Genomic DNA, 20,798 nt, shown 5'->3' with positions numbered 1-20,798 from the left:
AACGTATGCGGACAGATTTGGCAGAAAAGATTGATCACACCCAGTTAAAACCGGAAACGAACAAAAAACAGATTCAAACGCTCTGCGCCGAAGCAAGGGACTATGGGTTCTATTCCGTCTGTGTCCTCCCGGTTCATGTGACAGAGGCTTACGATCGGCTTCGGGGGTCGGATGTGAAAGTATGCACCGTTATTGGTTTTCCACTTGGAGCCTCCACAACTGAAACGAAGATGTTTGAAACAAAAGATGCGATCGCAAAAGGCGCCGAAGAAGTTGATATGGTTCTTCCGATCGGCCTTTTGAAAGACGGAGAAGAGACGGCGGTGGAGAACGACATCCGGGCCGTCGTGACCGAAGCACAAGGACAGGCGCTTGTGAAAGTGATTCTCGAAACAGCGCTGTTGACGGATGAAGAGAAGAAAACAGCCTGCAGACTGGCAGTAAATGCCGGCGCCGATTTTGTGAAAACGTCGACTGGTTTTGCAGGCGGCGGAGCGGAGACTGCAGATATCGCTTTGATGCGCGAAGCCGTAGGGCCGGATATCGGCGTAAAAGCTTCAGGTGGCATCCGGAACCGGGAAACCGCAGATGCCATGGCAGCAGCCGGCGCCGACCGGATCGGAGCCAGCGCCAGCATATCGATTGTAAATGAATAAAGACAAGAAGAGCTTCCCGTCACCTGCCGGGGAGCTCTTCTTTTACAAGTGATATCGAACAAAAATTCCCTTTATGAGCAGAATTACAATAAAAGAAAAAGGATGGTGTTATAATACCGAGGAAAAGAAAATGCTGCATGGAAAAAGGAGATATGTCATATGGCAGATATAAATATTCCAGTATCCGCCCTCAATCTGGCGCCTGTCCGCCAGGGTGAATCCAAAAAAGACGCGATCGATGCAACGGTTGATCTGGCGCAGTCTTTGGAAAAAATGGGGTACGCGCGCTACTGGATCGCCGAACATCATAATACATCGACACTCGTAAGCTCTGCGACATCCATTTTGATGAAGCACGTTCTCGAATATACCGACGAAATCAAGGTTGGTTCCGGCGGCATTATGCTCCCCAACCATTCTCCGCTCGTCGTAGCCGAGCAGTTCGGTACGATGGCCACCATTTATCCGGAGCGCCTCGACCTTGGACTCGGTCGTGCACCGGGAACGGACATGCTGACGGCTTCCGCGCTCCGCCGTTCCCAAACGGATCAGTCTGTCTACTCATTCCCTGATGACGTACAGCAGCTGCTTACGTATTTCGGTCCGGAAGAAGAGCAGGGTTACGTAAAAGCCGATCTTGGTATCAACACCAATATTCCGATTTACATTCTCGGTTCATCCACCGATTCAGCTGTTCTCGCGGCTAAACTTGGTCTTCCGTATGTTTTTGCCGCCCATTTTGCCCCGGCTCAGATGGAAGAAGCGATTGCGATCTACCGAAGCCGGTTCCAGCCGTCCGATTATCTGGCTGAGCCGTATATGATGGTGTGTGCGAATGTGATCGCCGCAGAAACCGACGAAGAAGCACGCCGGGAACAGACGACGATGCAGCAGTTCTTCCTAAACGTCGTCCGTGGTAACCGGGAGCCGCTCAGCCCGCCGGTTGATGATATGGATGAGATCTGGAATTCCCGGGAAAAAGAAGCATCGTCATCTATGTCGAGAATGACGTTTCTTGGAAGTAAAGAGTCCATCCGCGAGCAGCTGACACAGTTTCAGGAGAAATACAATGTGGACGAGTTGATGGCCGTTTCCTACATCTATGATCCAAACAAACAGAAACGATCGTTCGAAATCCTGAAAGAAGTCGTATCGGAATAAGACGATGAAAAAACGCCGGTGCAACAAAAGCTCCGGCGTTTTTTCAGGATGTGGATGTTTGTTGTTTCTGTCTTTTACGAAGCGTGTGGTTGCGTCCCCATTCATGCATCGCTTCAAGAATAGGTTCGAGGCTCCGGCCGTAGTCGGTCATCGCGTACTCGACTTTTGGAGGCACCTGGGGATAAATCGTGCGTGCAATAATATCTTCTTCTTCCAGTTCGCGGAGCTGTTTGGTGAGCATTTTCTGCGTAACACCCGGCATTTTGCGTTTCAGTTCATTGAAACGCTGGGTTCCTTCCTGGAGAAGATGCAGAAGAATAATTGGTTTCCATTTTCCGGTGAGAATGCTTAGAGCATCTTCCACCCGGCATTGCTCTGGTACTTTTTCCATAAAATCAACCTCCCCGGTATCATAAAAGATACCACACCACTTTAAAGTGCGTACTTCTTTTTGTTTGGTATATCTTCTATAATAACATGGCACAGGAAAGGTGGGTAAAATGATGCAGCACTACGGAATAAATGAAAGCAAAGGATTGGAATTCGGCATTTACACACTCGGTGATCATCTGCCGGATCCACATACAGGAGAACGAATTTCCGCGCAGCAGCGTATACAGGAGATTATCGAATTTGCCAAACTCGCTGACGAGGCGGGGCTTGATTTTTTCAGTGTAGGGGAAAGCCATCAGGAATACTTTGCCACGCAGGCGCATGCGGTTGTACTGGCAGGCATTGCCCAGGCAACAGAAAAAATAAAATTGGGAAGTTCCTCCACAATTATCAGCACCTCGGACCCGGTGCGGGTGTATGAGAACTTTTCGACGGTGGACTTGATTTCAGGAGGCCGTGCCGAGCTTGTCGCAGGCCGCGCTTCCCGTATCGGTCTGTTTGATCTGCTTGGTTACGATATCCGGGATTACGAAGCGTTGTATGAAGAAAAATTTGACCTGCTCCGCCAGATTAATGAACAGGAAAAAGTGACGTGGAGCGGGGACTACCGGGCGCCGCTTCGAAATGCACAAGTGCTGCCAAGACCTCAAAAAGGAAAGCTTCCGATATGGCGGGCAGTCGGCGGCACCCCGCAAAGCGCCATGAAAGCAGGGTACGCGGGTGTACCGATGTTTATGGCGCATCTCGGCGGTCCGGTCGATGCCTTTAAACAAACGGTAGATGCCTACCGGGAAGCAGCAACAGCCGGCGGGTTTGATCCGGCGGAACTTCCTGTTGCGACAGCGGGTTTTTTCTATGCGGCGGAAACTACGCAGCAGGCGCTGCAGGAGATGTATCCCCACGTTAACGAAGGAATGAAACGGACGAATGGACGTGGTTTTTCAAAACAGATGTTTGCGCAGGGAGCCGATACACGAAGTGTGATGAACATCGGCAGTCCGCAGGAAATCATCGAAAAAATACTACATCAGCATGAAGTGTTCGGACATCAACGTTACATTGCCCAGATTGATTTTGGGGGCGTACCGTTTGATAAGCTCCGCAAAAATATCGAAATCATTGCAACCGACATTCTGCCGGAAGTCCGGAAGCATACAGCAAAATAAGAGGAGGGAATGAGACATGAATGTAGTGGCATTATCCGGATCGATAGCAGGCTCTAAAACACGGACAGCGATGGATTACACCGCAGCCTCGCTGCAAAAACAGCTTCCGGATGCGGACGTTACGCTTCTTGATCTCGCGGAATACAACGTACAGTTCAGCGATGGCCGGCATCACCTCGATTATGACGGAGATACCGGTTACGTCGTGCGCACCATTATGCAAGCAGATGCGGTTATTATTGGAACGCCTGTATTTCAGGCTTCCATACCGGGTACACTGAAAAACCTGTTTGATCTGCTTCCCGGTGATGCTTTTAGTGGAAAAGTGGTAAGTATACTTGTTACCGCCGGTTCTGCAAAACACTACCTTATTGCCGAGCAGCAGTTAAAACCGATTCTCGGTTACATGAAAGCAGAAATCGTGCAGGGGTACGTGTTTATCGAAGAAAAGAATTTCCACCAAAAACAGATCACAGATGATGATGTTCTTTTCCGGATCGACCGCCTCGTGGAGGATACTGCGTTTCGCACCGGCGTGTTGACGAGAATCCAGGAAGAACAGGACTCGGCTTACGATTTCTAAGGAGAACCATTGTATGATAATACCGAAGGAACGACGTATCGCTCCTTCGGTATTTTTTATTCCTCGACCAGTTCCGGGTCAAGACACTGTACCGTGCAGAAACAGTTTAAGTCGACGTGGATACACTCTCTCGTGCGGGATAGTTCATCTACGTGGCAGAGCGAACTTGGATCGATGCAGCATTTATTGAAATCGAGTGGACAATCCGGACGCAGCAGCGATAATACCGCGCAGCAGTCTTCCTTCGATACTTTCTCGACGCGGAAGAAAACAGTCTGAAAGCAGTCTCTTCTGCCGATCGAACCGGCCGCGTGAAAATAGCTGCCGTCCTTTCCCTGAAGTAGAAAAGGGATTGTATCTCTTCCATTGTTATTGTTATTGCCGCTTAACAAATCATTGTAACAGCCGTTGCGGCAGTTAGGATTGTTTCTCTCCTCCGCTTCATCCTGAGCTTTTTTGATATGAAGGAGAGTATCGCATACACAAAGGTCTTTGGAATGCCTGGTTTCCATGCATGTGGTATCCTCTATCTCTACCTCTCTTCGTCTACGGTTTCCCATATTCCATCCCTCCTTTCTCTACCATTATATAAATTTGTTCTGATGTGGTGTCGGAGGTTTTTACCCATAATTTTTGTCGTATATCTTCCGAAAATGTAAAAATTAAGAGAAAGGAATCGACTCATTTGCAAGATATAACGAATAAGTACGATATATATGCAAATATTAAGAACATGTTAAGTTTATTGCGGTTATGTGCATATATATATATCTGTATGCCTGCACGAACGATTTGTATGTTTGTTTCATTTTTCCTAACATAAAAGGGATAGTGAATATAACACATTATTTTTAAAGAGGAGGAGAAACGTGGATAATAATTATGGGAAAGGGTTAAAAACAACCGGTGAGGTGCTGAAAAACCCCGTATTTATCACTTCATTTATACTTGCTGTTGCTTTTGTCCTTGTTGGCACGTTGTTACCTGATTTCGGGACATATATGGATAACGCCTTCGCGTGGATGACGAGCACACTCGGCTGGGGATTCATTCTGGGCGCGACTTTCTTTGTCATTGTCACGATTTATCTTATTTTCAGTCCTCTTGGTGAAATTAAACTCGGTGAGGACGGGGAAAAACCGGAATATTCTACACTATCCTGGTTCTCCATGCTGTTTAGTGCGGGGATGGGAATCGGGCTGTTGTTCTGGGGTGTTTCCGAACCGATTAACCACTACAGCTCTCCGCCGTCCGGGGAAGGAGAAGTAGCAGAGGCAATACATACAGCACTCCAGTATTCCTTCTTCCACTGGGGCTTTCATCCATGGGCTGTCTACGCTGTTGTTGCTTGTGCACTGGCATACTTTTCTTATCGTAAAAACCTGCCGATGCTTCTCAGTTCCACATTGGAACCGATTCTTGGCAGAGACAATCTAAATGGATTCTGGGGCAATACCGTCAACATTATCGGTGTACTTGCTACACTTCTTGGTATTTCGACATCTCTTGGTCTCGGAGTTATGCAGATCGGCGGAGGCCTGGAAACACTTTTTGGTCTGCCGAACAATAATGCGACATGGGTTGGTATCGTGATTGTCGTTACCATTCTTGCTATCTTGTCCACCACGACAGGAATTGATAAAGGGATTAAATGGCTGAGTCAAATCAATCTGAGTGTGGCCGGCCTGTTGATGCTGATTATATTTATCATAGGACCTACACTGTTTATCATGAACGCATTTACTCATTCCACAGGTTCCTATCTCCAGAATCTGATTTTTATGTCGTTTGGTATGGACGCCACGGACGGTTCAAGAAACGCCTGGTATGAATCCTGGACGATCTTCTACTGGGCCTGGTGGATAGCATGGTCCCCATTTGTTGGTTCTTTCATTGCACGTGTTTCCAGAGGACGAACCATCCGCAGCTTTGCTATCGGGGTTCTTCTCGTTCCGACTGGACTCAGTATGTTCTGGCTCAGCGTATTCGGTGGGGCGGCTCTCTACAACCAGCACTTTGGCGGAATGAATATTCTCGATGCGGTGATGCAGGATGAAGCACAGGGATTTTTTGCGCTTCTGTCCAACTTCCCGCTCTCTGGTTTGTTAATTTCAGTAGCAATGGTTTCGGTTGCCGTCTTCTTTGTGACGTCTTCGGACTCGGGTACGTACGTTATCGGTATGCTGACGTCAAAAGGGAACCCGAATCCCCCAATCGCCATCCGTATCACCTGGGGGTCCATTGAAGGACTGTTTGCGATTGTCCTGCTTCTTGCAGGCGGGCTCAGTTCCCTGCAGACAGCATCATTTCTCGGCGGGTTTCCGTTTATGCTCATCATGTTTCTCATGGTGTACTGCCTGATTAAGGCACTACGCAAGGAACTCCGCGAAGGTTCTCTGCCGACGGAGAGACAGCGTATATTTGCTGCACTTGAAGACCTGCAGCGCGAGAGAAAAATTGATGAAGATGTCTTCACTGATGAAGCCAACAACGAAGCCAACAACGATACCAGTAAATAATATGGCAGAACAAAAGGAGCTGTCCTCAAAGAGAGGACAGCTCCTTATTTCATGAGGAATCCGGCATACAGGTTGGTCATGATGAAAGGCGTTTCTATTTTTTCATCCTTCAAGGCGGCGGGCCAGTTCCTGAAGTTTTTCTTCTGGAAGTGTTTCTTCAATATATGGAAAAATCACCCGCTCTTCCAACCGGATATGCGTTTCGAGTCGTTCCCCCAGTTCATGCATCGCGTCGGGGGAAGGGGTGTCGTTATGGATAATGGATTCCATCATAGCCCGGATCCGGATATGGTCGACCAGCATCGTTTTAATTTCCGGGAGATCCACCGGTCCATATTCTGCATAAGCCGGGAGTAAGATTTCTTCTTCTTCGCGGAAGTGCTGTTTTCCACCCGGGACCCAGAAATTTTTCACATCGGCTGCTGTTTGTTCCAGAGAATAACGGGCTTTTTTTGTTTCCACCCGCTTTAAGTTCAATGCTAAAAACAAGCCTTCATGGTGATGGTGGGACAAAGAATGTAATGATTCGTGTCGTTGGATTCCTTTTTTCTCCGTCATAAAGTTCCCTCCGTTTTTATCGCCTGACCTGAAACGATGCTTGAGCATATGCCGTGAACAAGCTGTGAAATCAGAGACTGATTGTGTCCCGGTATTCATAAGAGACCTTAGTGGTATTATAAAGGATATTCATATATGTTCTCACCCCTGAAACGATAAGAAAATAATCGATAAAGGAATATTGGCATTCCGGGGCCGGCATCCGCAGGTTGACAGAAGAACGCAGGCAGCAGAAAATTCTCATTTGACCCGGGCTGTACTATACACAACGCCGGTACTTTTCTTTTTCTTCTTCTGTGTGGATAGCTTGAAAAAAAGGACGAAAAAAGGCACACTAAACAAAAGAGCAATTTAGCTTGGGAAGCCGACGGGCAGACAAGGAGGAAGTATGATGGATTTTCAGAACGTGATAGATAGAGAACAGACAAATTCGATGAAATGGGACTTTTACCCGGATGTTTATGGAGCCGATGATCTTTGGCCGATGTGGGTTGCGGATATGGACTTTCAAGCGCCGAAACCGGTACTCGATGCTATGCACGAGGTCATCAACCACGGGGTGTTCGGTTACCACCGCCGTCCGAATTCTCTATTTGATGCCACCACATCCTGGCTTAAACATAGATTTGACTGGAGTGTATCTGCTGAACAGATTGTCTTCACTCCAGGCGTTGTACCAGCGATAAGCCATATTATACAGACGTTTACTGAAAAAGGAGACGGCATTATTATTCAGCCGCCTGTGTATTTTCCTTTCTATGCGCTTGTCAATAACAATGAGCGCAATCTCCTCCGCAATCCTCTTCAGGAAACGGAAGAAGGGTTCACAATGGATTTTGAAGATCTGGAAGAAAAAATGAAAGAAGCGGAAATGATGATTCTCTGCAGTCCACACAATCCAATCGGACGGGTATGGACGGAAGAGGAATTAACAAAACTCGCTGAGTTGGCTGAAAAACACGGTGTGCTGGTCGTTTCCGATGAAATTCATGCAGATATTATCCTTGAAGGTAAACATACACCGTTTTCCAAAGCAGCAGCAGGCAAAGATGTCGAAACGATGACCTGCCTGGCACCGAGCAAAACCTTTAATCTTGCTTCTCTGCAGCTTTCTTACGTTGTGTTTGAAAACAGTGAATCCAAAAAGGCCTATGAAAATCACCTTCAGCGGGAATTCGTTGGTATTAATAATCCGCTCGCAAGTGCTGCTGCTGAGGCTGCGTACCGCCACGGAGAAGAATGGCTTGAACAGATGCTTGAGTATGTGAAAGACAACGTGCAGCATGTAAAACAGTACGTAGAAAATGAAATGCCGGAAGTAAAAGTGATAAAGCCGGAAGGTACGTACTTAATCTGGATAGATATGCACGGGTTGAATATGGAAAACAAGGAATTGGAACAGTGGCTTCGCAGTGATGCTAAACTCGCACTCAGTGATGGTCCGAACTTTGGTAAAGAAGGGGGAGGTTTTGTCCGCATGAATGCAGCCTGCCCGCGTGAGACACTGGAAGAAGGGCTCCGCCGCCTGAAAGAAGCCTATGACCGCTTGATGGCATAACAAACCGGCTTCATCTCTCCTTCCTTCCGGCTGCTTTTCATGCCGGAAAAATCTCAGGATAAGTTTTTCTGCCGGCAGGAATGACGGAAGATTGTATCGAATAGAATGCTTAAGTATACAAATGATTCGTCCAACATTCTGTGCGTAGGAAAAGGGGCCGTTCATAATGCAAAATGATGCTGCGAAAGAGCTTCAGAGAGAATTCGAATGTGAGCTCGGACGTGCACTGACAGTCGATGAAAAAGAAATGATTCATTGGATGGCAGAAAGACAGCAGCAGTTAGATAAGGCCGGCATGGAAAAAAACCTAATGATGAAGACGGAAAGTTAGGTAAATAAAGCGGAAGTGCAAAAAAGCTGTTTCCAAAGTTTCTCTTTTGGAAGACAGCTTTTTTCACTACGTCCTGAAAGGAGAAACGACCAAATGAAAACATTCCGTCTCGTCTCCCTGTTTCTGCTGCTTAAAGAGGAAAAGGATGTATATTCCTATCGTGTTCCTTTGCAGGAAGGGTTGATTATAAACAGGGAAGAGCGTAATAAATCATGGTTGATTGAAGCGGTTCTCCCGCAGTCGGAGGAGGAAACGTTTCGTCCGAAAATGGAAGCAGAAAGGCAGATGGTTCTTGAAGTGGTTATCACCGATACACACAATGATCCCGCCTTGATGACAGGCCGCGTAAGGAGTATTGTCCCCCTTGAAAGTCGAATCAGTGTCATATTTGATGCCGTCATGGCTTCCGGCAAAGATGACGTTTCCAACATGATTCTTGAAGGACTGATTGAAGAAGGCTATTCCGGTCATGACATGCTGTCCGAATTCTATCAACGAAAGCAGGACCAGGGAAAATGGTCTAAACAGGCCGCGGCCCGTATTTATGAACAACTGGGATCCACGGAGAGCCGCAGTAAAAAATAGACAACCAGCATCCGAACGCAATTAAATGAATAAGGACGATCTGAAATGAAAACTTTTACGTTTCGGGATTATTACAACAATGAAGTAGAGCTGTCGTTCAGCAAAGAACCGTTTTCCCACCGTCCGGGGCACGTCTGGGTTATCTGCCGCTATGAAAAGCAGTGGCTTCTTACCCGCCATCCACGAAGAGGTCTTGAATTTCCGGGAGGTAAGGTGGAAGCAGGGGAATCCCCTGAAGAAGCAGCCAAACGGGAAGTATGGGAAGAAACGGGTGGAATCGTAAACCATATTACTCAGCTTGGACAGTATAAAGTCAAAGGCCGTGCCGAAACGATCGTGAAGAATGTTTACTTTGCTGACGTGCAGCAAATACAGATTAGAGAAGATTACCTGGAAACGATGGGACCGGTTCAGCTCCAACAGCTTCCCCGGGAGCCGGATAAGAACTACAGTTTTATTATGAAAGATGATGTTCTGCCAAAGGCACTGCATCAAATTAAAAAACGAAAACTTACCGCCCTCTCCGACTGATTAAAAACCGCTCCAGGGCTTCAATGCTTTTGTACATAACGGCAGCCAGCACGGCAATGACAATCAGGCTGAGCATAACCTGGCGGAACTGAAACACTTGAAAACCGTATATAATCATGTAACCAAGCCCTTGTTTCGCTACAAGAAACTCTCCTACAATCACCCCTACCCATGCCAAACCGACATTCACCTTCATGGTGGAAATGATGGTTGGGTAGCAGGCTGGCAGAACAGCGTAATGAAACAGCTGTTTTTTGGTGGCTCCAAACGTAAGCAGTACTTTTTTGTAATTGTCATCCACCTGCTGAAAAGCGTGATACACAACAATTGTTGTTATGACAATGGAAAGCAGGGTAGCCATCGCAATAATCGAAAGGATCCCCGGTCCGAAAATAACAATAATAATAGGTCCCAGAGCTACTTTCGGCATGGCATTCAAAATGACAAGGTAAGGGTCGAACACCTTGGAAAAAAAGGCAGACCACCAAAGCAGAAAAGCGGCCAATGCCCCGCCGGCACTCCCAAGGAGAAAACCGGCTGCCGTTTCGGCCAGTGTGATGGAAGTATGGACGAGCAGGGAACCGTCGCTCACTTTTTCCAGAAAAAGAAGACCGATTTGACTCGGCATACTGAAAATAAGAGGATCAATCCAGGCAAGCCGCGAAGCTGCTTCCCATAAAATAAAGAATGTGACGGCAAGCATAGACTGGGTCCATAAAACACGACGTTTTTCTTTTGTTTTTTGTTGCAGGTACAGCCTATGTTGAGTCTTGATACTGTGATTCAACATTCTCCAACTCCTCCCATATTTTCTGGAAGTAAGAATGAAACGAGGGATGGTTTCTTGTTTCAAAAGGGGACAGGCTTCTGAGCATTTCCGGTACGTCAAACGTATGATGAATGGTGCCGGGATTGGATTCAAATAAAAAGATACGATCCGACATGGCGATAGCCTCGCTTAAATCATGGGTGACAAGAACCGCCGTTTTGTGCTGGTTTTTCAATGTGATGGAGACAAGATCTTCAAGCTTCAGCTTCGTCTGGTAATCAAGCGCAGAAAATGGTTCATCCAAAAGCAGCAGAGACGGCTCGGGGGCAAGCATGCGTACCAAGGCAGCCCGCTGCCGCATCCCTCCGGACAGTTCGGCAGGAAAGACATCCGCTTTGTCTCCAAGACCAAGCTGTTCCAAAAGCTGCATGGTTCTGGATGATGTTTCCGGGGTGTGAAGGCCTGTGATGACAAGACCGAGTTCCACATTCTGACGGATGGTCAGCCACGGAAAAAGATAATCCTGCTGCAGCATATATCCGGTTTCTTTTGAGTACCCTTCCATCTTATGGTTATTCATAAAAATGGTTCCGGAAGTTGGTTCGAGCAGCCCCGCTATTATGGACAATAATGTCGTTTTACCGCATCCGCTTGGTCCGATAAAAGAAACAAATTCCCCGTTTTTGACGGTAAGGGTAATGTCTGTAACAGCCCTCACCGCATGTTCATCCGTGAAATAAATCTTTTCAATTTCCTGCAGGGCAAGCATATGGCGTCCTCCTTTTACTTTTCCGTAACCGTTTCGGCGATTGTTGTGTCTACATATTTATCATAATCAGACCGTTCAGGCAGTTCACCGGCTTCTTCCATAATATTCTGCAGATTATTCCATGCCTCTTCCGGAAGCAGTGGTGTTTCGGCGTAAGAACGCTGGCTCCGGTATCTGACAGCGGCGTCGGCAATTGTGGATTCCGGAGTATCATCAAAATACGGGGCAAGCACAGTACCTATTTCCTCGGGTGAAGCCTCATAGATCCACTGCTGTGCCCGGTACAGCGCGCGGGTGAAACGAAGTGCTGTCTCCTCATCGTTTTCAAAGAAACTCTGCTCGGCCATGAATACGGTATAAGGAATAGGGCCGGATTCTTCTCCGAATGACGCAGCGATATGCGCGATGCCTTCCTGTTCAAATTTTGTGGCCTGTGGTTCGAACAGTTGGACGTAATCTCCGGTGCCGGATGCAAAAGAGTTCGCGATATTGGCGAAATCCACGTTCTGGATCAGCTCGAGATCTTCATGGGGATCGATGTCATTGTGCTTGAGTACATATTCTCCGGTCATCTGCGGCATCCCGCCTTTACGTTGTCCGAGAAAGACTGAATCGTTCAGGTCTTCCCACTGAAAATTGTCCGGTTCTTCCCGCGCCATTAAAAAAGTGCCGTCGGTCCGGGTGAGCATCGCGAAATTAATGATGGGCTCCGCCGGGTCCTGGGAATTGACATAGATGGAGGTTTCCGCTCCGACAAGGGCAATATCGGCTCCTTCTGAAAGCAGAGCTGTCATCGTTTTGTCGCCGCCCCATGTTGTCGTAAGCTCTATATCTATGTTTTCCTCTTCAAAAAATCCTTTTTCCATTGCTGCATATAATGGGGCATAGAAAATAGAACGTGTCACTTCGGCAAGCTCCACCGTCGTTTTATCCTGCTGGGATGAACAGCCTGCAAGCATACTGCCGGCAGTCAACATGGTACACAGTAGAATTTTAATACTTTTTTTCATTTTTCAGGGCCTCCTCCCGCTGCTCGTAGTACAGCTTATGACAGAGGCCCGGTGCGCGTGCGCCGCTGAAACGAAAACAATAAAAAACGCTTCCGACTATCTATTTGATAATCGGAAACGCTTCGTTCTATGAATAGGAATTTGGGACAAATGAAAGATGTAGAAACAAAACACGAACGTCTTTTGTTTCTGTTTAGAACCCACATGGCAGCGGAGCCAAAATGCTTCGCCTCCTGCTCCGAACAGCACGAGGCGCGACTCCCCACACAGGATGTGCGGTCAGGGTCGGCATTCGCACGTGACATAACTTCCACAGGATAATGACGTTTACCGGGGTACGAAGCCCTCTAAAGTGCTTTCGGAATTCTTCCTAGTGACGTTCAGGGGTGCACCGGACCCTCTAAAGTGCCTCCGGCGTCATGCCGAACGACGTTTAGGGGGACTCTGTTTCCCCTAAAGTGCCTTCGGGACTATTTCTCACCCTTTTCCTGCAACGGCAGGCGCTCGTTGCTGCGTCGGCCCGTTCATTTCCCGCTGCACGCAGCCTTGATTCGTTCCTAGTGACGTTTACGGGGGCACGGAACCCTCTAAAGTGCTTTCGGAATTCTTCCTAGTGACGTTCAGGGGTGCACCGGACCCTCTAAAGTGTCTCCGGCGTCAAGCCGAACGACGTTTAGGGGGACTCTGTTCCCCCTAAAGTGCCTCCGGGACTATTTCTCTTCCTTTTCCTGCAACGGCAGGCGCTCGTTGCTGCGTCGGCCCGTTCATTTCCCGCTGCACGCAGCCTTGATTCGTTCCTAATGACGTTTACCGGGGCACGAAACCCTCTAAAGTGCTTTCGGAATTCTTCCTAGTGACGTTCAGGGGTGCACCGGGGGCTCTAAAGTGCCTCCGGCGTCATGCCGAACGACGTTTAAGGAAGCACGGAACCCCCTAAAGTGCCTTAGAACCTATTGAACGTCCGTCCCCCAACTTGAACGCAACAAACAAACGCCTGCATTTTTCTACATCTGTACTGCCAGAGCTGTTCCCTCCGTTATACCGGCTGGCGTCGTGGTCACACCGCGGAGCAGCTCAGGTGCAGTTTCGATTCCGGCAAACGGGTTCTGTTCTGCCTGGGATGAATTTTCTATATTACAGAAAAGGAGCTGCACCTTTTGATACAGCTCCATTTTTCGCTTCTTTTAGAGGTTTTGTCCCAGCGTTTTATCTCAGTTTCGTCGTCCTGTTCAGCGGCCTGCCGTTTCTGCGGTGCGGCTGGAAGGCCCCGCATCCTGGACAGCCTGGGAGACATTGGTGAACTTCAGGAAGTTGTTTTCAAAACGATGGGCCAGTTCTTTTGCTTTCTCTGCATAAGCCTGCTTATCCTCCCAGGTTGAGGCCGGCTGCAGCAGTTCATCCGGAACACCCGGGCACTGCAGGGGAATGTGCAGCCCAAATACCGGTTCGGTTGTCATCTCAGACGATTGCAGATCCCCTTCCAGAGCAGCTTGAATCATTGCTCTGGTATAGGAAAGATTGATCCGCTCTCCAGTTCCGTATGGACCGCCGGACCAGCCTGTATTTACAAGAAAGACCTGCGTTCCGTGATGTTCCATCTTCGCACCGAGCATTTGGGCATAGACAGAGGCGTCAAGCGGGAGAAAAGGTGATCCAAAGCACGTGGAAAACGTGGCTTCCGGTTCGGTAATTCCGCGTTCTGTGCCAGCGAGTTTGCTCGTGTATCCGCTCAGAAAGTGGTACATCGCCTGTTCTTTTGTGAGCCTGCTGATCGGCGGCAGGACACCAAACGCATCAGCGGTAAGGAAAATAATCGTTGATGGATGGCCGGCGGCGCTCGTTTCAAGCGCATTTGGTATATTGTCGATCGGGTACGCTGCACGTGTATTTTCCGTTAAATCGGTGTGCGTGTAGTCCGGATCGCCAGTGGTACGATCGACATGAACATTTTCAAGCACCGCCCCGAAACGGATGGCATTCCAGATTTGTGGTTCTTTTTTCTTTGACAAATTGACGCATTTGGCATAGCAGCCGCCTTCGATGTTGAAGATACCGTTGTCCGACCAGCCATGCTCATCATCACCGATTAAATACCGGTGCGGATCGGCTGACAACGTGGTTTTACCCGTGCCGGACAATCCAAAGAAAAGGGCAGTATCTCCTTCTTCTCCAACATTGGCAGAACAGTGCATAGGCAGAACATCCTGCTCGGGAAGAAGGTAATTCATAACGGAAAAAATCGATTTTTTCATTTCTCCGGCATATTCTGTACCTCCGATTAAGATAACCCGTTCTTCAAACGAAAGGATGATAAAGGTTTCCGAATCGGTGCCGTCCTGCTCAGGATCTGCTTTAAACTGAGGGGCGCTGATAATAGTGAAAGGTTCCATGCCTGTATCACGGTCAGGGCCGGTTGAACGCAGAAATAATTGACGGGCGAACAAATTGTGCCAGGCAAACTCATTGATCACCCGGATTGGCAGTTGGTAGGAAGCATCCGCTCCTGCTGCCCCGTTTGTGACAAACAGCTCTTCCTTATTTTCTAAATGTTCGATCATCTGATCAAACAACGATGAGAACACTTCCCGGCTGATCGGCCGGTTGACATTTCCCCAATCCACTTTTTCTGCGGAAGCGCTGTCATGAACGATGAATTTATCTTTTGGAGACCGGCCGGTATATTCTCCTGTCTCAACAGAAAGTGCACCGTTTGAAGAGAGTGCTCCTTCTCCCCTGGAAAGGGACGTTTCGACTAAACGGGACACAGGAAGATCCATCTGCACGTTTTCACCTTCCAGTACACGGGTTAAAGGGTTGGAAAAACGGGACGACATCATGGCGGAAAATCCTTTCTTTTATCAGAATATTGTTTTTGTTACGAAATAGTATAACACATTTCGCTTAACAGTCTATACTTTTTATTAAAAAATGTTATGCTTATCTTTGTTTCAAAAGGAACGGACAAAGGGAAAAAATATGTTATACTAAATGAAACAAAACAGGAGGGTTCTCTATGAATCATTTGTCCTCCATCATCGTCTTTTACGATCAAAGCTGCGGCATCTGCCGGGAGTCCAAACGCATCATCGAAAAAAGAGACCACACTGGAATGATTACGTGGCTCGATATTCAAGATCCCGATACACTGGAAAAGTACCCACTGTTAAAAGGACGGAATGTACAGGAAGCGATGCATCTCCTGGAAAATAATACGTACCTTTATACCGGATTTGCGGCGGTGAAGCGCATCGTGCAGCTGCTTCCAGCCGGAAAGTGGGCGTCTTTGTTATTTCACCTGCCCGGAGCGGATCAGATTGGTGAGAAACTGTACCGGGTTGTCGCCCGCAACCGCCATACATTCTCAGGAGCAACGTGTGATTCCGGAACCTGCGGCATCAAGCGCTGATTATTTGACACAATCCTTGTTGTACGATACTATAACTGTTGAACGGATACTCTTATCCCGAGCTGGTGGAGGGACAGGCCCTTTGAAGCCCGGCAACCATCCTCCTCTTGCAGGAGGCAAAGGTGCTAACCTGGAAAGACGGAATAACGTCTTGGAAGATAAGAGGCGAAAAAGGTGAACGGATCGAGACCCCTTTTCCTCGCCATGGAAAAGGGGTCTTTATGTTTTCATGGGATAGAAACACTGTTTACGCCTGCTCGTCTTTAAGAATTGGAACATAGGGAATGAGTGCCGTAACAATCTAACGTGAAGGGGAGGCAGTACAAGTGTCTACGGATGGAAGACGTTTGTTTACATCAGAATCAGTAACAGAAGGGCATCCGGACAAAATCTGTGATCAGATCTCCGATGCCATACTGGATGAAATTATATCGAAAGATCCCAATGCCAGGGTGGCCTGCGAAACGGTTGTGAACACCGGGCTTGTTCTGGTAGCCGGCGAAATCACAACCTCAACATACGTGGATATTCCAAGCATTGTAAGGGATACGCTCAAAAAAATAGGCTATACAAGAGCCAAGTACGGATTTGACCACGAAACGTGCTCTGTCCTTACTTCGATTGACGAACAGTCCTCTGATATTGCCCAGGGAGTGGACCAGGCGCTCGAAGCAAGAGAAGGGCAGATGACCGAAGGAGAATTGGAGGCGATTGGTGCCGGTGACCAGGGGTTAATGTTCGGCTATGCCGATAATGAAACGCCGGAACTGATGCCGCTTCCGATTTCGCTGGCACACAAGCTGGCCCGCCGTCTGACAGAAGTAAGAAATGATGGTACTATCCCTTACCTTCGTCCGGACGGGAAAACCCAGGTGACGGTGGAGTACGGCGAAGATGGAAAGCCGCTGCGGGTGGAGACCATTGTTATTTCTACGCAGCACCATGCTGATATATCCCTAGATGAGATAGAGAGAGATTTGAAAGAACACGTTATTCAACCAGTCGTTCCGGAGCACTTTCTTGATGAAGAGACGAATTATTTTATTAATCCGACCGGACGCTTCGTCATAGGCGGTCCGCAGGGAGATGCCGGATTGACCGGGAGGAAAATCATCGTCGATACGTACGGTGGTTATGCCCGTCATGGTGGCGGAGCTTTTTCTGGAAAAGATGCGACAAAAGTGGACCGTTCCGCATCTTACGCCGCCCGCTATGCTGCTAAAAATATTATTGCGGCGGGACTTGCCGAAAAATGCGAAGTGCAGCTTGCCTATGCGATCGGCGTGGCACGTCCTGTCTCCGTCTCGGTGGAAACGTTTGGTACGGCGGAAGTGTCCGAAGAAATTCTGGCCGAACTTGTCCGCAGCAACTTTGACCTCCGGCCGGCAGGCATTATAAAAATGCTCGATCTGCGACGGCCGATTTACCGGCAGACTGCAGCTTACGGTCATTTTGGCAGATCAGATGTGGAACTGCCGTGGGAATCTGTTGACAAGGCCGGGGCACTGAAAGAACAGGCCGCGCAGAACAGATGAAAAAATAAGCCTGCATGAAGTGAATACACCAAGACCAAAATCCGGACGTGTGGATAACATTCTCTATAGAATGCGGCATCGTCCGGATTCTTTATACTGCATCTGTTTGAACGGGCGGAGCGGGATATACAATGGAATGACGGTTCAGGAATCAGACATCAATTCTTTGTAGTATCTGCTTTTTTCTACATAGGACTGCTGAACACGGTGCATTTCGTTCAAGTCCTCATCGGTCAAATCACGGACCACCCTGGCAGGACTTCCAAGGGCGAGAGTGCGCGGTGGAATCACCTTTCCCGGCGGTACAAGGGAACCGGCACCAATAAAAGCTTCTTCCCCGATTTCTGCACGGTCCAGAATCTTGGCCCCCATTCCGATCAATGCGTTTTTTCGTATGATGGCGCTGTGCAGGATGACCATATGACCGACGGTAACGTCATCTTCAACAATCAGGGGGTTTTTTGGACTTTGATGGAGAACGGACTGGTCCTGAATATTGACACCATTACCGATAATAGTGGGAGCAACATCTCCGCGGATCACCGTGTTGAACCAGACACTTGATTCTTCGCCGATTTTCACATCTCCGGTAATGGTCACATAATCAGCTATGTAAGCGGAATCTGCGATGTCCGGAAATTTTCCTTTATAATCATAGAGCATGGTGGAACCTCCTGATCCTTCATAGAATTTTACTGACTTTAATGTAAGTTTAGCAAAAATCATAGTAAAATGGATAGGGAAGTAATGGTTCAAGTTCGATGCAGCGATGGAAAGGCAGGAACAAATAAGATGATAAATACATGGTTAACGGACAAACCACGCGGTACCATAGTGCTGATTCATGGAGTCGGTGAACATCACGGCCGTTACAGGGAATGGATAAATCGTCTGAACAGCCGGGGTTTTCATGTTGTTGCCGGTGATCTGCCGGGGCACGGTAAAACGAGAGGAAAAAGAGGTCACATTGACCGTTTTGATCAGTACATAGATGCCGTGTACAACTGGTATAAAGAGGCAGCCGCGCTTGATGTTCCGGTGTTTCTGTTCGGACACAGTCTGGGAGGATTAATTGCGGTACGGGCTTTGATGGAAAAATATCTGCCGGTTCAGGGAGTTATTCTTTCCTCCCCGTGTCTTGGACTGGCGGACTCTCCAAACAGGGGAGTGGAACTTGCCTCGAAAGTGCTGCACCGCGTGACTCCTTCGTTGCGGGCCGGATCAGGGATCACAGCAGAGCTGCTCACAAGACATGAAGAGACAAGAGCTGCTTTCAGGCAGGATGATTTAATCGTATCGACGGTAACACTCCGGTGGTACCGGGAATTAACGAAAGCTGTAAAACAGGCTCAACTTTATCCGGATTATTATCCCGATGTTCCCACCCTGGTGATGCAGGCCGGAGAGGATTACATTGTAGATGGGTCTTCGGTACGGCGATGGTTTAATCAGCTTCACATCTCAGATTGCGCGTACCGGGAATGGAAAGGACTGTATCATGAGCTGCTTCATGAGCCGGAGCGCGAAGATGTATTCAGGTTCCTGATGCACTTTGCAGAGCAGCGCCTTGAAAAGACAATAGAGGGGGAAGAAGGATGACAGTGAACGTACCAGCAACGCCATGGACCATGATGTACACCATTTACCGGGAGGTTATTCCCAAGGTGCACCGTATGCTCGGACAGTGGCGGGAAAAAGCAGAGCAGATCCCGAACCCCGAACTGCGGAGACAGGCTTTAATAAGCATAGAAAATAAAGCTTTCCACTGTGAAGGCGGCGGAGTGTATGCCATGTTTGCTCCGGAGAGCAGACAGGAAAACATCCTTCAGTTTATCATTGCATACCAGACGATCTGCGATTACCTGGACGGACTATGCGACTGGAGCGAATCTCAGAATCCCGACGATTTTCATATGCTTCACAAAGCGTTGCAGCATGCCCTTGAGCCGGGGCAGGAGGTGGAAAATTATTATTTTTACCGGGAAGATCAGGATGACGGAGATTATTTGAAAGAATTAGTGGAAACCTGCCAGTCTAATCTTGTGACGTTTCCCGGCTTTTGGAATGCAAAAGAGTACATGGAGGAATTATCTCATTACTACAGGACCCTTCAGGTTCATAAGCATGTTCAAAAAGAAGAGCGTGTGCCGAGATTAACCGCCTGGTTTGATGAAGTCAAAGAGGAGTTTCCTGATATCCGCTGGTACGAATTCAATGCCTGTACCGGTTCAACTCTTGGAATCTACGCGCTTGGAGCTTACGCTGCCAGATCCCACCTGGCAGACGTACAGGCCCGGTCGATCAAATCGGTTTACTTCCCGTATGTGCAGGGTGTTCATATTCTACTGGATTACTTTATTGATCAGCAGGAAGACATCGCTGATGATGAACTTAATTTCTGTGCGCAGTATGAAGACGAAGAAGAAATGGTGGAGAGGGTTCGTTACTTTAAGAAAGAGGCGGAGAAGAAAGTGCGGAAACTGCCGGATGCTGCATTTCATTCATTAATTGTCAAAGGATTATTTGCGATTTATCTGGCAGATGAGAAAGTACAGACAGAGCCATCAATGAAAAAAACAGCCAAACAATTCATCCGCTTCGGCGGACTGCCGGCTGCGTTCTTTTACATTAACACCTGGGTCTACAGACGGAATTCCAAATTGATATACGGGTAACAAAAAAAGCAGCGGCTTCACTGGGAAGCCGCTGCTTTTTCAATAACGGTGAGTCCGCCTGTGTCCGGGGAGATGGCAAGGCCGTGAACGGGTGTTCCTTCCGGCAGCAGGGGATGATTCCTTATGATATCAGCGCTGTTTTTCACATTTTCTTCGACATCGTTGAATCCGCGCATCCACTTGTCCAAATCGACACCGGCGTAGGCTGCTTCCTGCAGCCGGGCGGTATCGGCACCGCGGGCTTCGGCCTGGCTGAAGATATCATCGGAAGTCAGGCCGGTCATGCCGCACCCGTAATGACCGATGACGGCAACTTCGTCGGCTTTAAGGGCATAAAGCGCGACAATGATGCTGCGCATAATGCTGTCATAGGGATCGGTCACGATTGCACCGGCGTTTTTGACAATTTTTGCGTCTCCGTTTTTCAGATTTAATGCCCGGGGGAGCAGCTCAATGAGCCGAGTGTCCATACACGTCAAAATAACAATTTTCTTGTCCGGAAACTTGGACGTCTGTAAGGGCTCGTACTCTTTTCCTTCCACAAATTTTTCATTAAAAGAAAGCATGGAATCAATGATTGTCATATACATTCA

23 protein-coding genes and 1 riboswitch are annotated in these 20,798 nt (G+C 48.1%); of the genes, 13 read left to right on the top strand and 10 right to left on the bottom strand.

Features of this window, described 5'->3' with window-relative positions; genetic code table 11:
- Positions 1-5 precede the first annotated feature (5 nt).
- The gene (gene deoC, locus BM058_RS11555) at positions 6-656 is read left to right on the top strand and encodes a deoxyribose-phosphate aldolase (protein WP_090927201.1); all 651 of its coding nucleotides are present in this window, start codon (positions 6-8) and stop codon (positions 654-656) included.
- Positions 657-815: 159 nt separating this feature from the next.
- A complete protein-coding gene (locus BM058_RS11550) occupies positions 816-1,817 on the top strand; it encodes an LLM class flavin-dependent oxidoreductase (protein ID WP_090927200.1) in 1,002 nt (333 codons plus the stop codon).
- Positions 1,818-1,860: 43 nt separating this feature from the next.
- On the opposite strand, the gene BM058_RS11545 is transcribed toward BM058_RS11550, so the two are convergent.
- Complete coding sequence (locus BM058_RS11545; protein WP_090927199.1) at positions 1,861-2,208, bottom strand: winged helix-turn-helix transcriptional regulator; 348 nt, start codon at positions 2,206-2,208, stop codon at positions 1,861-1,863.
- A 112-nt stretch (positions 2,209-2,320) separates the two neighbouring features.
- Here BM058_RS11545 and BM058_RS11540 point away from each other — a divergent pair, with 112 nt between their 5' ends.
- Together BM058_RS11540 and BM058_RS11535 are read left to right on the top strand one after the other, a co-directional pair.
- Positions 2,321-3,376, top strand: a complete 1,056-nt coding sequence (locus tag BM058_RS11540) for an LLM class flavin-dependent oxidoreductase (protein ID WP_090927198.1) — start codon at positions 2,321-2,323, stop codon at positions 3,374-3,376.
- 16 nt (positions 3,377-3,392) lie between these two features.
- Entirely contained in the window at positions 3,393-3,959 is a 567-nt protein-coding gene (locus tag BM058_RS11535) for an NADPH-dependent FMN reductase (protein WP_090927197.1), read from the top strand.
- 56 nt (positions 3,960-4,015) lie between these two features.
- On the opposite strand, the gene BM058_RS11530 is transcribed toward BM058_RS11535, so the two are convergent.
- Positions 4,016-4,519: a CotY/CotZ family spore coat protein gene (locus tag BM058_RS11530; protein ID WP_245736960.1), complete on the bottom strand. Its 504-nt coding sequence runs from the start codon at positions 4,517-4,519 to the stop codon at positions 4,016-4,018.
- Positions 4,520-4,828: 309 nt separating this feature from the next.
- On the opposite strand from BM058_RS11530, the gene BM058_RS11525 reads away from it, so the two are divergent.
- A complete protein-coding gene (locus BM058_RS11525) occupies positions 4,829-6,478 on the top strand; it encodes a BCCT family transporter (RefSeq protein ID WP_090927196.1) in 1,650 nt (549 codons plus the stop codon).
- Between the two features lie 102 nt (positions 6,479-6,580).
- Here the strand turns inward: BM058_RS11525 and BM058_RS11520 are convergent, their stop codons facing one another.
- Positions 6,581-7,036: a hemerythrin domain-containing protein gene (locus BM058_RS11520; RefSeq protein WP_177195532.1), complete on the bottom strand. Its 456-nt coding sequence runs from the start codon at positions 7,034-7,036 to the stop codon at positions 6,581-6,583.
- Positions 7,037-7,424: 388 nt separating this feature from the next.
- Between BM058_RS11520 and BM058_RS11515 the strand changes: the two genes are divergently transcribed.
- The 4 genes from BM058_RS11515 (at position 7,425) to ytkD (ending at position 10,041) form a co-directional block, all read left to right on the top strand.
- On the top strand, positions 7,425-8,594 hold the full coding sequence (locus BM058_RS11515) for a MalY/PatB family protein (protein ID WP_090927194.1): 1,170 nt from the start codon (positions 7,425-7,427) through the stop codon (positions 8,592-8,594).
- A 166-nt stretch (positions 8,595-8,760) separates the two neighbouring features.
- Positions 8,761-8,925, top strand: a complete 165-nt coding sequence (locus BM058_RS18285; RefSeq protein WP_177195531.1) for a hypothetical protein — start codon at positions 8,761-8,763, stop codon at positions 8,923-8,925.
- A gap of 93 nt (positions 8,926-9,018) precedes the next feature.
- Positions 9,019-9,510, top strand: a complete 492-nt coding sequence (locus BM058_RS11510; RefSeq protein WP_090927193.1) for a YwpF family protein — start codon at positions 9,019-9,021, stop codon at positions 9,508-9,510.
- Positions 9,511-9,555: 45 nt separating this feature from the next.
- Positions 9,556-10,041, top strand: coding sequence for an RNA deprotection pyrophosphohydrolase (ytkD, locus tag BM058_RS11505; RefSeq protein WP_090927192.1), 486 nt, complete (start codon positions 9,556-9,558; stop codon positions 10,039-10,041).
- Here the strand turns inward: ytkD and BM058_RS11500 are convergent.
- The 5 genes from BM058_RS11500 to pckA all read right to left on the bottom strand — a co-directional run bounded on the left by BM058_RS11500 (position 10,022) and on the right by pckA (position 15,426).
- Positions 10,022-10,831 (bottom strand): ABC transporter permease, encoded by an 810-nt coding sequence (locus BM058_RS11500; protein WP_090927191.1) that lies wholly within the window; start codon positions 10,829-10,831, stop codon positions 10,022-10,024. The genes ytkD and BM058_RS11500 overlap by 20 nt on opposite strands.
- A complete protein-coding gene (locus tag BM058_RS11495; protein WP_090927190.1) occupies positions 10,800-11,579 on the bottom strand; it encodes an ABC transporter ATP-binding protein in 780 nt (259 codons plus the stop codon). Before BM058_RS11495 ends, BM058_RS11500 begins: the two co-directional genes overlap by 32 nt.
- Positions 11,580-11,593: 14 nt before the next feature.
- The gene (locus BM058_RS11490) at positions 11,594-12,589 is read right to left on the bottom strand and encodes an ABC transporter substrate-binding protein (RefSeq protein WP_090927189.1); all 996 of its coding nucleotides are present in this window, start codon (positions 12,587-12,589) and stop codon (positions 11,594-11,596) included.
- A gap of 1,004 nt (positions 12,590-13,593) precedes the next feature.
- Positions 13,594-13,761: a hypothetical protein gene (locus tag BM058_RS18280; protein WP_177195530.1), complete on the bottom strand. Its 168-nt coding sequence runs from the start codon at positions 13,759-13,761 to the stop codon at positions 13,594-13,596.
- 57 nt (positions 13,762-13,818) lie between these two features.
- Positions 13,819-15,426, bottom strand: a complete 1,608-nt coding sequence (gene pckA, locus BM058_RS11485) for a phosphoenolpyruvate carboxykinase (ATP) (protein WP_090927188.1) — start codon at positions 15,424-15,426, stop codon at positions 13,819-13,821.
- 176 nt (positions 15,427-15,602) lie between these two features.
- Here pckA and BM058_RS11480 point away from each other — a divergent pair, with 176 nt between their 5' ends.
- Positions 15,603-15,995 carry a thiol-disulfide oxidoreductase DCC family protein gene (locus BM058_RS11480; protein ID WP_090927187.1) on the top strand — a complete coding sequence of 131 codons (393 nt, stop codon included), beginning with the start codon at positions 15,603-15,605 and terminating at the stop codon, positions 15,993-15,995.
- A 49-nt stretch (positions 15,996-16,044) separates the two neighbouring features.
- Positions 16,045-16,160: riboswitch (SAM riboswitch) on the top strand.
- Between the two features lie 161 nt (positions 16,161-16,321).
- Positions 16,322-17,530: a methionine adenosyltransferase gene (gene metK / locus BM058_RS11475; RefSeq protein ID WP_143083017.1), complete on the top strand. Its 1,209-nt coding sequence runs from the start codon at positions 16,322-16,324 to the stop codon at positions 17,528-17,530.
- A 144-nt stretch (positions 17,531-17,674) separates the two neighbouring features.
- Here metK and BM058_RS11470 read toward each other — a convergent pair whose 3' ends face one another.
- Positions 17,675-18,193 (bottom strand): gamma carbonic anhydrase, encoded by a 519-nt coding sequence (locus BM058_RS11470; RefSeq protein ID WP_090927186.1) that lies wholly within the window; start codon positions 18,191-18,193, stop codon positions 17,675-17,677.
- A 129-nt stretch (positions 18,194-18,322) separates the two neighbouring features.
- Here BM058_RS11470 and BM058_RS11465 point away from each other — a divergent pair, with 129 nt between their 5' ends.
- Both BM058_RS11465 and BM058_RS11460 read left to right on the top strand, forming a co-directional pair.
- Positions 18,323-19,129, top strand: coding sequence for an alpha/beta hydrolase (locus BM058_RS11465; RefSeq protein ID WP_090927185.1), 807 nt, complete (start codon positions 18,323-18,325; stop codon positions 19,127-19,129).
- On the top strand, positions 19,126-20,205 hold the full coding sequence (locus BM058_RS11460) for a tetraprenyl-beta-curcumene synthase family protein (protein ID WP_090927184.1): 1,080 nt from the start codon (positions 19,126-19,128) through the stop codon (positions 20,203-20,205). Before BM058_RS11465 ends, BM058_RS11460 begins: the two co-directional genes overlap by 4 nt.
- 17 nt (positions 20,206-20,222) lie before the next feature.
- Here the strand turns inward: BM058_RS11460 and BM058_RS11455 are convergent, their stop codons facing one another.
- Positions 20,223-20,789: a beta-class carbonic anhydrase gene (locus BM058_RS11455; protein WP_090927183.1), complete on the bottom strand. Its 567-nt coding sequence runs from the start codon at positions 20,787-20,789 to the stop codon at positions 20,223-20,225.
- Between the last annotated feature and the right edge of the window lie 9 nt (positions 20,790-20,798).

The sequence above is a fragment of the Salibacterium qingdaonense genome (assembly GCF_900114715.1).
GTDB lineage: Bacteria > Bacillota > Bacilli > Bacillales > Marinococcaceae > Salibacterium > Salibacterium qingdaonense.
This window is presented reverse-complemented; position numbering and strand designations above follow the sequence as displayed.

What these genes read in the sequence shown, in the direction of transcription:
- BM058_RS11510 (WP_090927193.1), top strand. Translation starts at nt 9,019, where the DNA reads ATGAAAACATTCCGTCTCGTCTCCCTGTTTCTGCTGCTTAAAGAGGAA.
- BM058_RS11545 (WP_090927199.1), bottom strand. Translation starts at nt 2,208, where the DNA reads ATGGAAAAAGTACCAGAGCAATGCCGGGTGGAAGATGCTCTAAGCATT.
- BM058_RS11490 (WP_090927189.1), bottom strand. Translation starts at nt 12,589, where the DNA reads ATGAAAAAAAGTATTAAAATTCTACTGTGTACCATGTTGACTGCCGGC.
- BM058_RS11470 (WP_090927186.1), bottom strand. Translation starts at nt 18,193, where the DNA reads ATGCTCTATGATTATAAAGGAAAATTTCCGGACATCGCAGATTCCGCT.
- pckA (WP_090927188.1), bottom strand. Translation starts at nt 15,426, where the DNA reads ATGATGTCGTCCCGTTTTTCCAACCCTTTAACCCGTGTACTGGAAGGT.
- ytkD (WP_090927192.1), top strand. Translation starts at nt 9,556, where the DNA reads ATGAAAACTTTTACGTTTCGGGATTATTACAACAATGAAGTAGAGCTG.
- BM058_RS11520 (WP_177195532.1), bottom strand. Translation starts at nt 7,036, where the DNA reads ATGACGGAGAAAAAAGGAATCCAACGACACGAATCATTACATTCTTTG.
- BM058_RS11455 (WP_090927183.1), bottom strand. Translation starts at nt 20,789, where the DNA reads ATGACAATCATTGATTCCATGCTTTCTTTTAATGAAAAATTTGTGGAA.
- BM058_RS11550 (WP_090927200.1), top strand. Translation starts at nt 816, where the DNA reads ATGGCAGATATAAATATTCCAGTATCCGCCCTCAATCTGGCGCCTGTC.
- BM058_RS11480 (WP_090927187.1), top strand. Translation starts at nt 15,603, where the DNA reads ATGAATCATTTGTCCTCCATCATCGTCTTTTACGATCAAAGCTGCGGC.
- BM058_RS18285 (WP_177195531.1), top strand. Translation starts at nt 8,761, where the DNA reads ATGCAAAATGATGCTGCGAAAGAGCTTCAGAGAGAATTCGAATGTGAG.
- BM058_RS11530 (WP_245736960.1), bottom strand. Translation starts at nt 4,519, where the DNA reads ATGGGAAACCGTAGACGAAGAGAGGTAGAGATAGAGGATACCACATGC.
- deoC (WP_090927201.1), top strand. Translation starts at nt 6, where the DNA reads ATGCGGACAGATTTGGCAGAAAAGATTGATCACACCCAGTTAAAACCG.
- BM058_RS11500 (WP_090927191.1), bottom strand. Translation starts at nt 10,831, where the DNA reads ATGTTGAATCACAGTATCAAGACTCAACATAGGCTGTACCTGCAACAA.
- BM058_RS11515 (WP_090927194.1), top strand. Translation starts at nt 7,425, where the DNA reads ATGATGGATTTTCAGAACGTGATAGATAGAGAACAGACAAATTCGATG.
- BM058_RS11465 (WP_090927185.1), top strand. Translation starts at nt 18,323, where the DNA reads ATGATAAATACATGGTTAACGGACAAACCACGCGGTACCATAGTGCTG.
- BM058_RS11535 (WP_090927197.1), top strand. Translation starts at nt 3,393, where the DNA reads ATGAATGTAGTGGCATTATCCGGATCGATAGCAGGCTCTAAAACACGG.
- BM058_RS11495 (WP_090927190.1), bottom strand. Translation starts at nt 11,579, where the DNA reads ATGCTTGCCCTGCAGGAAATTGAAAAGATTTATTTCACGGATGAACAT.
- BM058_RS18280 (WP_177195530.1), bottom strand. Translation starts at nt 13,761, where the DNA reads ATGGAGCTGTATCAAAAGGTGCAGCTCCTTTTCTGTAATATAGAAAAT.
- BM058_RS11460 (WP_090927184.1), top strand. Translation starts at nt 19,126, where the DNA reads ATGACAGTGAACGTACCAGCAACGCCATGGACCATGATGTACACCATT.
- BM058_RS11540 (WP_090927198.1), top strand. Translation starts at nt 2,321, where the DNA reads ATGCAGCACTACGGAATAAATGAAAGCAAAGGATTGGAATTCGGCATT.